The sequence below is a fragment of the Stenotrophomonas sp. YJH_SMC_8 genome, from assembly GCF_059371315.1.
On the sequence record NZ_JCAFUL010000006.1, the window covers coordinates 207,154 to 220,900 of the forward strand.

The 13,747-nt window shown below is 67.3% G+C and carries 13 protein-coding genes; 10 read left to right on the forward strand and 3 right to left on the reverse strand.

The window, feature by feature from the left end:
* The first annotated feature begins 280 nt into the window (after positions 1-280).
* On the forward strand, positions 281-787 hold the full coding sequence (locus tag AC5P88_RS09845; RefSeq protein ID WP_106550436.1) for a hypothetical protein: 507 nt from the start codon (positions 281-283) through the stop codon (positions 785-787).
* A gap of 99 nt (positions 788-886) precedes the next feature.
* Here AC5P88_RS09845 and ptsJ read toward each other — a convergent pair whose 3' ends face one another.
* Complete coding sequence (gene ptsJ, locus AC5P88_RS09850; protein WP_495224921.1) at positions 887-2,173, reverse strand: MocR-like B6 salvage transcription factor PtsJ; 1,287 nt, start codon at positions 2,171-2,173, stop codon at positions 887-889.
* A gap of 76 nt (positions 2,174-2,249) precedes the next feature.
* Between ptsJ and AC5P88_RS09855 the strand changes: the two genes are divergently transcribed.
* The 9 genes from AC5P88_RS09855 to AC5P88_RS09895 all read left to right on the forward strand — a co-directional run bounded on the left by AC5P88_RS09855 (position 2,250) and on the right by AC5P88_RS09895 (position 10,251).
* Complete coding sequence (locus AC5P88_RS09855) at positions 2,250-3,023, forward strand: YggS family pyridoxal phosphate-dependent enzyme (protein ID WP_106550438.1); 774 nt, start codon at positions 2,250-2,252, stop codon at positions 3,021-3,023.
* Positions 3,020-3,721: a glutamine amidotransferase gene (locus AC5P88_RS09860; protein WP_495224922.1), complete on the forward strand. Its 702-nt coding sequence runs from the start codon at positions 3,020-3,022 to the stop codon at positions 3,719-3,721. Before AC5P88_RS09855 ends, AC5P88_RS09860 begins: the two co-directional genes overlap by 4 nt.
* Entirely contained in the window at positions 3,718-3,942 is a 225-nt protein-coding gene (locus AC5P88_RS09865) for a hypothetical protein (RefSeq protein WP_106550440.1), read from the forward strand. The genes AC5P88_RS09860 and AC5P88_RS09865 overlap by 4 nt, the downstream gene beginning before the upstream one ends.
* Positions 3,943-4,050: 108 nt before the next feature.
* Entirely contained in the window at positions 4,051-4,587 is a 537-nt protein-coding gene (locus tag AC5P88_RS09870; protein ID WP_495224923.1) for a hypothetical protein, read from the forward strand.
* Positions 4,588-4,789: 202 nt separating this feature from the next.
* Positions 4,790-5,299, forward strand: a complete 510-nt coding sequence (locus tag AC5P88_RS09875; protein WP_106550442.1) for an RNA polymerase sigma factor — start codon at positions 4,790-4,792, stop codon at positions 5,297-5,299.
* On the forward strand, positions 5,296-6,222 hold the full coding sequence (locus AC5P88_RS09880) for a FecR family protein (protein ID WP_495224924.1): 927 nt from the start codon (positions 5,296-5,298) through the stop codon (positions 6,220-6,222). Before AC5P88_RS09875 ends, AC5P88_RS09880 begins: the two co-directional genes overlap by 4 nt.
* A gap of 64 nt (positions 6,223-6,286) precedes the next feature.
* Positions 6,287-8,758, forward strand: a complete 2,472-nt coding sequence (locus tag AC5P88_RS09885; RefSeq protein WP_495224925.1) for a TonB-dependent receptor — start codon at positions 6,287-6,289, stop codon at positions 8,756-8,758.
* Entirely contained in the window at positions 8,745-9,545 is an 801-nt protein-coding gene (locus tag AC5P88_RS09890; RefSeq protein WP_495224926.1) for a ChaN family lipoprotein, read from the forward strand. Before AC5P88_RS09885 ends, AC5P88_RS09890 begins: the two co-directional genes overlap by 14 nt.
* The gene (locus AC5P88_RS09895; RefSeq protein WP_106550446.1) at positions 9,538-10,251 is read left to right on the forward strand and encodes an energy transducer TonB family protein; all 714 of its coding nucleotides are present in this window, start codon (positions 9,538-9,540) and stop codon (positions 10,249-10,251) included. Before AC5P88_RS09890 ends, AC5P88_RS09895 begins: the two co-directional genes overlap by 8 nt.
* Before the next feature lie 260 nt (positions 10,252-10,511).
* Here AC5P88_RS09895 and AC5P88_RS09900 read toward each other — a convergent pair whose 3' ends face one another.
* Positions 10,512-11,414 (reverse strand): cation diffusion facilitator family transporter, encoded by a 903-nt coding sequence (locus AC5P88_RS09900; protein WP_111113394.1) that lies wholly within the window; start codon positions 11,412-11,414, stop codon positions 10,512-10,514.
* A gap of 28 nt (positions 11,415-11,442) precedes the next feature.
* The gene (locus tag AC5P88_RS09905; protein WP_180851182.1) at positions 11,443-13,731 is read right to left on the reverse strand and encodes an Orn/Lys/Arg family decarboxylase; all 2,289 of its coding nucleotides are present in this window, start codon (positions 13,729-13,731) and stop codon (positions 11,443-11,445) included.
* Positions 13,732-13,747: the final 16 nt, after the last annotated feature.

The following is a 13,747-nucleotide window of genomic DNA, read 5'->3' on the forward strand; positions in this document are numbered from 1 at the left end:
GACGCCTGCGTGTTGTCGCCTGGGTGATGGCTACTGAATGATGGCTACTGAATGATGGCTGCTGAATAATGGCTGCTGAATGATGGCGACTGGGTAGAATGATGGCGACTGGGTAGAGTCGACTGTTAGTCGACTAGCGCGCGTCAGCGCGGGAACTTCCGCGACCTGATCGAACAGCAGTCGACTAACAGCCGACTCTACCCAGCCGACTCTACCGGCCGGCTCTACCCATCCCCTTTTGCATCCGCTATCGTCGGCCTATCCAAGGAAGGACGACCCGATGCCCCGTGTGCTGCTGCTGACCACCCTGGTGGTCTCGACCCTTGCCCTGCTCGTTTCCGGCTGGACCGCCTGGAGCCTGCATCGCAGCCAATCGCCAGAGCGGATCATCGAAGCGCGCGGCCTGGTCATCCACGATGCAGGCGGCCAGCCGCGGGTGATCCTCGGCGCACCGGTTCCCGATCCGCTCAGCCAAGGCCGCCCCCAAGGACCGCGTGCCACGGCACTGTCCGGCCTGATCCTGCTTGGCCCCGATGGTTCCGAGCGCGGTGGCTATGGCACCAGCGACCGCGGCGGCGAAGCCCTGCTCACGCTGGACGATGCCACCGGCACCACCGAAGTCTTCAAGGTCGTCGCCAACCCGGACCGTGGCGCCAGCCTGATGGTCAAGCACCAGAACAACACCGGCGCCATGCTCACGTCCTGGCAGGGCAAGCCGGAGCTGATGTTCGTCGATGACAGTGGCCAGTCCTACTACGTGCGCCCGGGCGCGAACGCCGCGCCCTGATCGGCTTCTGCAGGGTCGAACCATGCTCGACTTTGCTTCTCTGTAGAGCCGAGCCATGCTCGGCTCCTGTTGGTAGAAGCAGTCGAGCATGGCCCGGCGCTACACCCCACACACCGCCGCAAGGTCATCGGCCAGCTGCCGCAGCTGCGCCGCCCCCAGCGCCGCGCAGGTGATGCGCAGGCCATGCCCCGGTGCTGCCACCGCGAACACTTCGCCCGCGCGCACATGCCATCCGCGCGAAGCCAGCGCCAGCACCTGCGGATGGCTGTCGGCCTGCAGCGGCAGCCACAGGTTCAATCCTTCCATCGGCTGTGACGTCGGCACGCCACGCGCACGCAGCAGTTCCTGCAGCGACTGCAGGCGTTGCTGGTAACGCTCCCCCGCCGAGGCGATCTTCGCCCGCTGCGATGCCGACTCCAGCACCGACGTCGCCGCATCCTGCAGCAGGTGACTGACCCAGCCGGTACCGGACGCCAACCGCAACCGCAGCCGCATCGCGGTCTCTTCATCGCAGGCCAGCCAGGCCAGCCGCAGGTCCGGGCCCAGCGGTTTGGACAACGAACGCAGCAGCGCCCAGCGCCGGCCATCCAGCGGCAGCACCGAGTGATAGTCCTGCTGCGAGAGCAGCGCGTAGTGATCGTCGATCAACACCGCAACCTGCGGATAGGCGGCCAGCAGCTGGCGCAACGCGCGTGCCCGCTTCGCATCCAGGCTGGCACCTGTCGGGTTGTGCGCCCGCGGGGTCAGCAGCACCGCGCGGGCGCCGCTCTCCAGTGCCTGCCGCAGCGATTCGACCTGCATGCCAAGTTCATCCACCGCCACCGGCAACGGTGCGTGGCCGACGGCGTTGAGCACGTTCAGGCTGCCAAGAAAGCACGGATCTTCCACCGCGATGCGATCACCCGGCAGCAGCCACGCCGCCAGCAGGCGTTCGATGCCATCAACCGCGCCATGGGTCAGTTCCAGCGCATAGCCTTCGGGGCAGTCCACATCCAGCGAGGCCCGCGCCAACGCCTGCAGTCGCGGATCGACCGTGCCCACGCCATACAGCCGTGGCGCGGCCGGCGCCAGGCGCAGACTGGGCAACAGGCGCGGGTCCGGATTGCCACCGGCCAGGTCATGCAGGGCCAGCCCGGGCACACTGCCCTCGCGGGCCAGCGTCGGCGGCAGGCCACGCACCACCGTGCCGCGCCGGCCCGCGGTGCTGGCCAGGCCCGCCGCATCCAGTCGCTTGTAGGCGGCGGCCACGGTGTTGCGATTGACCCCCAGCTGATCGGCCAGATCGCGCACCGGCGGCAGCACGCTGCCGGCTGGCAGACGGCCCTTGCCGATGCCATCGCGGATGCTGTCGAAGATCGACTCGGCGCTATGCCCGGTGATTTTCATTTTGTCCTATGCCAAAATAATTCTTGTCCTGTGCCAGTGTATCCCACCCTGGCCGCCCTGCATTGGAGGTGCCCGCATGCCCCTTGCCGCCGCCGACTGGCCCGTCGCCCAGTCCGTTGAACAGATCGCCGCCAACCTGGTCACAGTGCGCCAACGCATTGCCGATGCCTGTGCCCGCGTCGGCCGGGATCCGGCCAGCGTCCGCCTGCTGCCGGTCAGCAAGACCGTGGATGACGCCCGCATCCGCATGGCGGTGGCCGCCGGCTGCCACGAACTGGGCGAGAACAAGGTGCAGGAGGCACAGCGCAAGGCCGAGACAATGGCCGACCTGGGCGTGCACTGGTCGGTGATCGGCCATCTGCAGACCAACAAGGCACGCTACGTGGCGCGCTTTGCCAGCGAGTTCCAGGCGCTGGACAGCCTGCGCGTAGCCGAGGCGCTGCAGCAGCGCCTGCAGCTGGAAGACCGTACGCTGGATGTGTTCGTGCAGGTCAACACCTCCGCCGAACCCAGCAAGTACGGCCTGGAACCCGATGCCGTCGGGGCCTTCGTGCAGCAGCTGCCAGTCTTCGACAGGCTACGCGTGCGTGGCCTGATGACCCTGGCCATCTTCACTCCCGAAGTCGAACGTGTGCGCGCGTGCTTCGTGCGCCTGCGTGAACTGCGCGATCAGCTGCAACGCAGCGCCCCACCCGGCCTAGACCTGTCGCAGCTGTCGATGGGCATGTCCGGAGACTTCGAAGTGGCCATCGAGGAAGGCGCCACCGTAGTCCGCGTCGGCCAGGCCATCTTCGGCGCCCGCGCCACTCCGGACAGCTTCTACTGGCCGAACAACGGAGCCCCGGCATGAAGAACGCGGTTGTCCTGCAACACGTTGCCTTTGAAGACCTCGGCACCCTGCAGCCACTGCTGATGGCGCAGGGCTGGCAACTGCAGGTGCTGCAGGCTGGTGTAGATGCACTCGATCCGGCCGAAGCGGCTGACCTGCTGGTGGTGCTGGGGGGGCCGATCAGCGTCAACGATGTTGATCTTTACCCGTTCCTCAACGACAGCATCGCGCTGCTGAAGGCGCGGTTGCAGCAGCAGCGGCCCACGCTGGGCATCTGCCTCGGCGCGCAGCTGATGGCGCGTGCGCTGGGTGCCAGCGTTGCCCCCAGTGGCGGCAAGGAGATCGGTTTCGCGCCGCTGCTGCTCACCGATGAGGGCCAGCGCTCGCCGCTGCAGGCACTGCAGGGCATTCCGGTGCTGCACTGGCACGGCGAGGCGTTCGAACTTCCAGTCGATGCACGCCGCCTGGCCAGCACGCCGGCCTGCCGCCACCAGGCATTCGCCATCGGCAGCTACGCACTGGCCCTGCAATGCCATCCGGAACTGGATGCCCGCCAGTTCGAGCGTTGGCTGATCGGCCACACGCTGGAGCTGGCCCAGGCCCGCATCGACCCCAACGACCTGCGCGCGCAGGCACGCCGCTATGGCGCACCACTGGCCGCAGCCGCTACCGCGATGTTCGACCACTGGCTGCAGCATCTGCCGGAGATACCGCGATGAACTACCGGTTGCAGATCCACCGCGACGGCGCCTACTGGGGCCACTTCGACTGCAGCGGACCTGATGCCCTGCAACGCATGGACAGCATCGCCGCACAGCTGCCCGCCCACCAGGGCTTCCAGTTGAAGCGGCAGAAGGGGGTCGGCGAAGAGCGCATCCTCTCCAGCAATGCCGACGGACTGCGTGTGCTGGCCGCGCAGATCCAGTATCGCGACATTTGACCCGACGATGGTAGTGCCGGCCGCTGGCCGGCAAATCTGTTCTCCCGCCTGATGCCGGCCAGCGGCCGGCACTACCCCGGCTGTTCGCCCGCATGCGAAGCTTCACGCATGCTGACCCTGCAACGCGGCAACCACCACGGGCTGCTTGTCGCCCCGCGCTGGCCCTCCACCCATATCCAGATCGAAGCAGAGGTGCTGCAACGATTGCTCGACGCGCAGGCACGCCTGCCTGCTGAACTGCGCCTGCTGCTCACACGCGGCTTCGAATCCCGCCACAGTCGCCTCGGCGGGTTCCGCCGCGCGGTGCGGCGGCTCGGCATCGCGGTGTTCCGCACCTGCTACCCGCAGCGCCGCGATGAAGTCGATGCCATCTTCGGTGCCAACGGTCACGACATCGATGGCCGTCACGTCGATGTTTCCATGGTGCTGCACGGCCAGCGTCTACGGCTGCTGCCACTGGGCGTGTTCACGCCAACCGGCTGGCAGGCGCGCCGCGTCGCCCGCCATGCCGAGGCGATCGCGCGGGTGAAGCACAGCCTGCAGCAGTGCGGCTTCCAGCTGCACCACAACCCGACCGAAGCGCTGCAGATCCATTGTGACTACCGCGGGAACAACCAGCGGGGCGGCGGTAGAGTCGACTGTTAGTCGACTACCGCGCGAAGCGCGGGATTCTGCAGTTGTTACGGAAGGAGCGGTCGATCAGAAAGGCAGTCGACTGACAGTCGACTCTACAGTCCGCCCGTCGACGCACATCGCCCATGGATGCAAATGATTCTCTTTTGCTGTAAGGTGCAGCCGCTGCCCTTGCCGCCGCGGGCTGTTCCCTTTCCCAGTTGTCGCCCGCCCCGTGTCCACGCCTGTCGAACCGACGGATGTCGCGCATCTGTGCGCGGCCCATTACCGGCCGCTGCACGCCCATGTCCGCCGTAAACTCCCGCAACGCAGCGACGCCGATGACGTCGTCCAGGAAACCTGGCTGCGTGTCGTCAAAGTCGCCGCCAGCGGTCTGCTGAGCAATGGCCGTGCGTACCTGTACCGCGTTGCCCACAACCTGATCGCCGACCACTATCGGCAACGCCAGCGTCGTCGCGAAGAGGCGCTGGAGGACGCGCAGCTGCATGCCATCGCAGATCCCGCGCCCCTGCCGGAACAGCGCCTGCTTGATGCCGAACAGCTGCGCCATCTCGATGCCATCATCGCCGCGTTGCCGCCGCGCTCGCGCCAGGTCTTCCTGCTGGCCCGCGTGGAACAGATGGCATTGGCTGAAATCGGCCGCCAGCTCGGCATCAGCCGGCAGACCGCGCATGGCCATCTGCTGCGCGCCCTGGTCGCCCTGCAGCAGGTACCCGGCACATGAGCCAGGAGGCCATTGCGCGCGAAGCTGCCCGCTGGTGGCTGGATGGGCACGACGGCGACCGCGACGAGAACGCCTTCGAGCAGTGGTGCCGGGCCGATCCACGCCATGCCGCGCAGTACCTGCACCTGCAGCAGCTGTGGCAGGCCGGTGCGACGATGCCCAGCCTGCAGCGGCAGCTGCAACGACGGCAGCGTCGGCGCCTGGGTGAAGCCGGCCTCGCGGTGCTGCTGCTGTGCGCGCTCGGCCTTTACAGCCGCCATGCCTCGCCGCCCGCCGCGCAGGTACTGCGTACCGCGTCCGGTGAGATCCGCGACGAGGCCCTGCCGGACGGCTCGCACGTGCTGCTGTCCCCGGGCAGCGAAGTGCACGTCCGCATCGACGCACAACGCCGCCAGCTGCAGCTGGACCGCGGCCAGGCCTGGTTCCAGGTCACTGCCGATGCGCAACGACCGTTCCAGGTGCATACACCGCATGGCACGGTCACCGCGTTGGGCACGGCGTTCGACCTTGCCGTGAAGGACGACAGCAGCGTGGTGACGGTCACCGAACATCGCGTCAGCGTGGAGTCCGGCAGCGCCACCCGCCAAGCGTCCGAAGGACAACAGATGCGCTTCGACGGGCAGGCATCCACCACGCTGCTCCCAGTGGATGCTGCTGCGATGGTCTGGCGCGAGCGACGGCTGCACTGGGTATCCGCACCGCTGATCGAGGTCACCCAGGGCCTGGACCGCTGGCATGGTGGGCGCACCTGGATCATCGGGGCGCGACTGCGGCAACAGCCGGTCACCCTGCTGGGCAGTGCAGACGGCGCCGCCGGCAACCGCGACCAGTTGGCCACACAGCTGCAGGTGCGCGTGCTTCGCCTTGGCAATGGCGTACAGGTGTGGATGCCGCCGCGTGGGGATCATCGCGATGGACCCTGACAACCCGCCCATGGCTGCGTCTACCCAGGATGACGACGTTCTGCGTCAGCCCCTGGAGCCCCCGATGCTGTGCCCCCGCCCCCTTGTCCTCGCCCTGTCGCTGGCCTGCGCCAGCACCATTCCACTGCTGCCCACCAGTGCCCATGCGCAGGCCGCCACGCGCACCTATGACCTGCCCGCCCAGCCACTGCCTGCCGCGCTGGACGCCTACAGCCGGCTGACCGGTATCGACCTGGTCGTCGGCGCGGCGCTTCCCGCCGGTCATGCCGCACCCGCCCTGCGCGGCGATTTTGACGATGTGCAGGCGCTGTCACGCCTGCTGGCCGGTAGTGGCCTGCGCCCACGCTTCATCGATGCGCGCCGCGCCACCCTGGAGCCGGCGCCGGCCGAGCGCGGCGACGGCAGCCGCCGCACCGGGCCCCTGCGGGTGCAGGGCGATACCGCGCACGGCCACGCACCAGGCGCCGGCGCCAGCCAGTACGTGCCGGCCACCCGCGATGGCTTCGCACCCACGGTCGGCAGCGAGCGCGTGGCGATGGCCGAACGCCAGGACGGCAACAGCCTGCTGCGCTCGATGCCCGGTACCCACAGCTTCCATTCGCGTAGCCAACCGGGCCTGCAGGTCAACATCCGTGGCATGACCGGTGCCGGGCGGGTCAACACCATGATCGACGGTGTCACCCAGACCTTCCGCAACAATGCCGGCCATGGCTCGGGTGGTCCCTTCGCCTACGTCGATCCGTTCCTGCTGGCCGGTGTGGACGTGCAGCGCGGTGCGGTTGCCGGCGGTGATGGCGCTGGCACGCTGGCCGGCAGTGCCAACTTCCGCACGCTCGATATCGACGATCTGCTCGGCGAGGGCCGCGACTGGGGCCTGCGTGCAGGCTACCGCCACGGCAACAACGGCTATGGCAGTGGCCGTACCTTCGCCGGCGCCTGGCGCCACAGCGAGGACGGCGGCGACCGCCAGTTCGGCCTGCTGGCCGCCGCCAGCAGCAGCCGCAGCAGCGAATACGCCACCGCCCGAGGGCAGAAGAACGACGCCGATCCTGGCAGCCAGCAGCCCCGCAGCTGGCTGCTGAAAGCGCGCCTGCAGCCCAGCGACCAGCATCGGCTCGACCTGAGCCACATGCGTTACGAAAACGACTTCTACCACAACTACCCGTGGCAGATTTCCGCGCGCAACCGGCGCGCCAGCTATCACTACACGCCCTACACGCCGTGGATCGACCTGCGTGCGACGTTCGCCAGCAACAAGACCCGGCTGTTCTACCCGCCTGTGGAGGATTCGAACTACATCGGTCGCCGCACCCACAGCAGCCTGAGCAGCTGGACGCTCGACAACACCAGCCGCTTCGATATCGGCGCAGTGCAGGCGCGCTGGAACACCGGCATCAAGCACCAGTCGGACATCTACGTGGCTGACACCCCTATCCTGCGCGGTGCCAACCCGCAGGGCCGCAGCCAGCTGGACAGCGTGTTCAGCACCCTGGAACTGCAGTACGACATCTACGCGCTGACTGCTGGCCTGCGCCAGGATCGCTATGGCATCCGCGGCCATATCCCGGTGTGTTCCGATGTGCCGGGCCAATGCACGGAGATCAATGGCGGCGACATCGACGTGCGCCGCAGCGAGCGCGCACTCAGCCCCAGCCTGGCGGTTTCACTGCAGGCCACCGACTGGCTGCAACTGTTCGCTGAAGTCTCGCGCACCTCGCGGCCGCCACGCGTCCAGGAGATGTTCTTCGAGAAGATCCCGCTGGAGGACGCCAGCGTCGCCGACGGTATCGGTGCCAATCCGTTCCTGCGCCGCGAGCGCTCACGCAACCTGCAGTTCGGTGCCAACCTCAGCACCGATTCGCTGCTGGTCGACGGTGACCTGGCGCAGCTGCGCATCACCCGTTTCGACAACCGCATCCGCGACTACATCAAGCCGCAGTACCTGCTGATCGTGCATCCGCCGGAACTGGAGCCGTTCGTGGTGCCGATCGACAGCGATCCGCAGCTCAATGCCTGGACCGATGTGCTGGATGCAGACGACTTCACCACCACCACGCGCTGGATGAACCACCCGGGCGTTGTACGCATGCGCGGCATCGAGCTGGAAGCGCACTACGCCAGCGAGCACTACCACGCCACGCTCAGCTGGACCCGCTCGCGCACCAGCGCACCGGCCATCGAGTTCGTCAACCTGGAAGACATCACCGCCCTGCCCGACCGCTACTGGACGCTGGACGTGGGCGGCCGCTGGTGGCAGCAGCGCGTGCAGGCCGGCCTGCGCGCCGAATACTCCGGGCCCACCGAAGAAGGCTACGACTTCTTCCAGACCCGCAAGACCGGCGGCACCGGTGTGCTGCTCGACTTCTACGCCAGCTTCAAGCCACAGGCCAATACCACGCTGTGGCTGAACATCGAAAACCTGCAGAACAAGTCCTATGACAACAATGCCTCGATCGACAGCATCTTCAGCCCGATCCTGGACCGCGGCAACGGCCGTGGCCGCACCGTCTCGATGGGCATCAATGTGGCGTTCTAGCCGTCGCTGGTTGCCACTGTGCCTGCTGGCGCTGGCGGGCATGGCCGGCGCGCAGCCGATGCCCGGCACGGTCACCGACCTGGCCAGCGGCCAGCATCTGGACGAGGCCGCATTCGTGCAGCGTGCGGCCAATGCGCAGCGGCTGCTGCTGGGTGAGCGCCATGACCTCGCCGGAGACCATGCGGCCCAGCGCTGGCTGCTGCACGCCCTGCAACAGGTGCGCCCGCAAGGCGCACTGGTGATGGAGATGATCGCCAGCGAGCGCCAGCCGCGCCTGCAACGTGTGCAGCGCTGGCTGGCCAAGGACAACCATGCCGAGGGGGCTCGCCTGCAGGAACTGCTGGACTGGGATGCGCGCTGGCCGTGGATGGCCTATGGCGGACTGGTGCAGGACGCAACTGATGCGGGCGTTCCACTGTTCGGTGGCAACCTCTCGCGCACCGAGGTCAACGCGTTGCTGGCCTCTACCGGAACCGTTCAGTTCCCGGTGGCCGCTGCAAAGCAACGCCTGTCTGCAGTGGTGCTGGCCCAGCACGCAGACGCCGCGCCGATGCTGGACGGGATGCTGGCCGTGCAGCAGGCCCGCGACAGGCGCATGGCGCAGGTCCTTGCCGATGCACCGACGCCGGCATTGCTGCTGGCCGGCCGCTGGCACGTGCTGCGGGGCACCGGCGTGCCGGGCTACCTGTCGGCAGATGCTCCGGCGCTGGTGATCGTGCTGGCCTCGCCCGGCGAAGTCGTTGATGCGTCCGACGCCGATCTGCTGTGGGTGCTGGGCGATGAGTGAGCGCGGCCAACACTGGCGGGCGGTCGTGATCAGCGTCGGTCTGCATCTGCTGCCCCTGCTGCTGTTGGTGCACTGGGTCGCCGCGCCGCCGTCACTGCCGCCGCCAGAACAGGATGTGCGCATCAGCCTGCGCCTGCTGGCACCGGCCACGCCGCCACAGCCGGTGGAGGAACGCCAGGCCGATACCGCCAGCCAGGCGCAGCAGGCTCGTGCATCGCAACCGATGAAGTCGCCCCCGCCACCGACGCCCACCGCAGCGCGCGAGGGCGAGTTGGCCGCCAGCGAGACGGGGGGGACGGGCCGAAAGCCGTTGCCGGTCGCCCCGCCTGCGGCCGCGACCGATGCAAGTCCCGCACCGGCATCGATCACGGCCGCGCCGCCCGCTCCGGACGCGCCACCGGCGGACTTCCAGGCCGGCGCCGCCAGCGACCAGTGGGAAGCCCGCCTGATGGCGCGGCTGGAACGTTACCGCTATTACCCCGCCGCCGCGCGCTCGCGCCGGCAGCAGGGCACTGCCTGGGTCAGGGCCAGCATCGACCGCGAAGGTCGCCTGCTGGCCCTGCGGCTGGAGCAGTCCAGTGGCCAGCCGATGCTTGATGACGCAGCCCTGCAGACCTTTCGTCGCGCCCAGCCACTACCGCCCATTCCCGATGAATTGAAGGCACCGCAGGAGCTGGTGGTGCCGGTGGAGTACTACCTGCGCTAGGCGCTGTGGACCTGCGAGGCAGTCTGCGACCTCAACCCGGGTTGAGGTCAAATACACCCCGCGCAACAGAGCAGTCCGCCATGCGCAACGATCGCAGCGTGCTGTATCGCCGGGCCGATGCTGGGCTGCTGCATGCGAACGGCAGTTGCAGAGCCGAGCCCATGCTCGGCTGCTGCATGCGAACGGCAGCCGGGCTTGGACTCGGCTCTACAGGGGAACAGAACCTGGCCGGGCGAGGCCCCGGCGCCAAAGAAGCAGGGCTACGTCCACGCCGGGTCGGCGGTGAAATCGATGGTCAGCCAGAACGTGCTGCCACGGGCATCCAGGCGTACCGCGATCTCGTCGCGCATCGCATCGACCACGCCCACCGAACCCAACGGCGTCGCCGGGTCAGCCAGCACATGGATCTCGATGAACCGCATGCGCCCCATCTTCGCCACATGGCTGGTGAATCCGGCATAGCCGTGCTCGGCCACGAACGCCTGCATCACCTGCTGCACGCGCCGGTCCAGATCGTCCGGGGCCACCTGCAGCACCTCGCGCATGGCTTTCCAGGCGCTGCGCGCCGGCACCGGCAGCACCGCCAGGCTGATCAATGCCAGTACGATCGAATCAAGGTACGGCACCCAGTGGTGCCACTCGCCGCCGTGCAACGCCAGTGCCAGTACGAAGGCCAGCACCACCGCCAGGCTCATCAGCCCGCCCAGCAGCCAGCCACGCACGTCCAGCCACAGCAACGCCGAGCGCAGGCGCCGCGCACGCTGCGCGACGAACGCGGCCATCGCCAGGTTGCTGGCACTCAGCAATGCCGCCCACCACAGCGCAGGCCCGAACTTCACTTCGTGCCCGCCCGTGGTCAAACCGATCACCGCGTTGGCCAGCGCATAGACGCAGGCCAACGACAGGATCACCCCACCGAGTGCCTCGACCATCGGCTCCAGGTGCCAGTAGCCGTACTGGAAGCGCGGGCTCTGTTCCCGCGCCACCAGTCGCAGCACCGACAATGACACCAGGGTCAGCGCGACGTCGACCAGGCTGTACACGCCGTCGAACAGGATGGCCTGCGATCCCACCAGCAGGCCACCGCTGAAGCCGACCGCGCTGACCGCGATGGTGACCCCGATCGAGAACTTCAGGATGCGTTGCTCGCGCGCGGTATCCATCGTTCGCCGAAGGGCCGACCGTCGCCGGTCAGGCCTTCAGGACCTCCACCTTGTACGAGGTCACGTCGCCGTCGTGCTCGATGATCAGCCCGTGCACGTCCGACTCGAAGCCCGGGAAGCGGGCATTCTGCTCGCGGGCGATGCGCAGCGACTGGATGATCGGCTCGTCGCTGTCGCCGAATCGCTCGCCCGGCATGATGGTGGGAATGCCCGGCGGGTACGGCACCAGCATGGTCGCTGCGACACGGCCACTGAGCTGCTCGATGTCGACCCGCTCGATCTCGCCCTTGACCAGGTGGTTGTAGGCATCGGCCGGGGTCATCACCGGCGTCGGCAGGTCCACGTACATCTCGCGCATCACCTTGGCCACCGAGAATTCCTGGTTGAACGCATGCAGCGCGTCGCACAGGTCGCGCAGGCCCCAGCCGGCATAGGCATTGGGATAGTCGGCGGCCAGCGAAGGCAGCGCCTGGCTCAGCGGCGCATTGCGGTCGTACAGTTCCTTGAATGCCATCAGTTCGGTGACCAGCGTGCTCCACTTGCCCTTGGTGATGCCCATCGAGAACAGGAACAGCACCGAGTACAGGTTGGTCTTCTCCACGGTGATGCCGCGGCCCCACAGGAACTTGCTCAGTACCGCTGCCGGGATGCCCAGCTTGCCCATGCTGCCGTCCATCGCCAGGCCCGGGGTCAGCAGAGTCACCTTGATCGGGTCGATCAGCACATAGTCGTCGACCAGGTTCTCGAAGCCATGCCAGTGCGCATCCGGCTGCAGGTACCACTCCTCGCGCTTGGCCACCAGCGGTGCCGGCGTATCGCCCTTGTCCAGGCTGCGCTCGACCTTGGTGGGCTGCCACACGCTGAACCACCAGTCGTCGCGGCCAAGGTCGTCACGCACGTGCAGCATCGCGCGGCGGAACGCGATCGCCTCGTCATGCATTTCCTGCACCAGCGAACGGCCGGCGTCGCCTTCCATCATCTTCGACGCCACATCACAGGCCGCGATCACCCCGTAATGCGGGCTGGTCGAGGTATGCATCATGAACGACTCGTTGAAGCGCTCGGCATCCAGGTCGCGCTGCGCCGAATTGCGCACATGGATCATCGATGCCTGCGAGAACGCGGCCAGCAGCTTGTGGGTGGAATGCGTGGTGAAGATGATCGCATCCTGCTCGCGCGGCTTGCCCTTGGCCATGCCGTAGTGGTTCTCGTAGAACGGATGGAACGCGGCATAGGCGTACCAGGCTTCATCGAAGTGCAGGAAGTCGACGGCGCTGCCGATCTCGTCGGCGATCTTCTCGGCGTTGTAGCACAGGCCGTCATAGGTCGAGTTGGTGACCACCGCGATGCGCGGCTTGGAGCCGGCCTGGTAAGCCTTGCTGGCCAGCGGGTTGGCGGCGATGCGCTGCTGCAGCGATTCCGGCGTGAACTGGTCCAGGCTGATCGGACCGATGATGCCGTGCGCGTTGCGGCTGGGGGTGAAGTACACCGGCACTGCGCCGGTCATGATCAGCGCGTGCAGCAGCGATTTGTGGCAGTTGCGGTCGACGAACACCACGTCGCCACGGGCCACCGTGCCGTGCCAGACGATCTTGTTGGCGGTGGAGGTGCCGTTGGTGACGAAGAAGGTATGGTCGGCACCGAAGTTGCGCGCCGCTTCTTCCTCGGCATCCTTGATCGGGCCGGTATGGTCGAGCAGCGAGCCCAGCTCCGGCACCGAGATCGACAGGTCGCTGCGCAGGGTGTTCTCACCGTAGAACTGGTGGAATGCACGACCGACCGGCGACTTGGTGAACGCCACGCCGCCGGCATGGCCCGGCGTGTGCCAGGAATAGTTCGACTCGGCCGCATGATGGATCAGCGCCTTGAAGAACGGCGGCAGCAGGTTCTTCATGTAGTCTTCGGCCGCGCGCATCACCTGCCGCGAGATGAAGCTCTTGGTGTCTTCGAACAGGAAGATGAAGCCGTGGATGTACTTGAGCAGCTTGCTCGGCACCTTCTCGATGGTGCGTCGCTCGCCGTACAGGAACACCGGCAGGTTGGCGCGGCGCGCGCTCTGCTCGCGCAGGAAGGCGGTCAGGCGCTGGAACTCGCCATCCACTTCTTCGCTGCCGTCGATCGAGATCAGTACCGCCGACGCTGCCACATAGGTGCGGGCACCGGCGCGGGCATCATCCAGGTTCAGGCCACACAGCACGCGCTGGTCGTTGCTGCGCAGCTCTTCCACCAGGGCGCGGATCAGGATGCCGCCGATGCGCGGCGACTCGTAGTCGTTGTCGATGACAATGACCGGATAGTCCAGGGACTTGAAGTACACGTTGATTCTCCTTGTC

Coding starts and splice junctions, on each gene's coding strand:
- AC5P88_RS09845 (WP_106550436.1), top strand. CDS start 281: ATGCCCCGTGTGCTGCTGCTGACCACCCTGGTGGTCTCGACCCTTGCC.
- ptsJ (WP_495224921.1), bottom strand. CDS start 2,173: ATGAAAATCACCGGGCATAGCGCCGAGTCGATCTTCGACAGCATCCGC.
- AC5P88_RS09855 (WP_106550438.1), top strand. CDS start 2,250: ATGCCCCTTGCCGCCGCCGACTGGCCCGTCGCCCAGTCCGTTGAACAG.
- AC5P88_RS09860 (WP_495224922.1), top strand. CDS start 3,020: ATGAAGAACGCGGTTGTCCTGCAACACGTTGCCTTTGAAGACCTCGGC.
- AC5P88_RS09865 (WP_106550440.1), top strand. CDS start 3,718: ATGAACTACCGGTTGCAGATCCACCGCGACGGCGCCTACTGGGGCCAC.
- AC5P88_RS09870 (WP_495224923.1), top strand. CDS start 4,051: ATGCTGACCCTGCAACGCGGCAACCACCACGGGCTGCTTGTCGCCCCG.
- AC5P88_RS09880 (WP_495224924.1), top strand. CDS start 5,296: ATGAGCCAGGAGGCCATTGCGCGCGAAGCTGCCCGCTGGTGGCTGGAT.
- AC5P88_RS09885 (WP_495224925.1), top strand. CDS start 6,287: ATGCTGTGCCCCCGCCCCCTTGTCCTCGCCCTGTCGCTGGCCTGCGCC.
- AC5P88_RS09890 (WP_495224926.1), top strand. CDS start 8,745: ATGTGGCGTTCTAGCCGTCGCTGGTTGCCACTGTGCCTGCTGGCGCTG.
- AC5P88_RS09895 (WP_106550446.1), top strand. CDS start 9,538: ATGAGTGAGCGCGGCCAACACTGGCGGGCGGTCGTGATCAGCGTCGGT.
- AC5P88_RS09900 (WP_111113394.1), bottom strand. CDS start 11,414: ATGGATACCGCGCGCGAGCAACGCATCCTGAAGTTCTCGATCGGGGTC.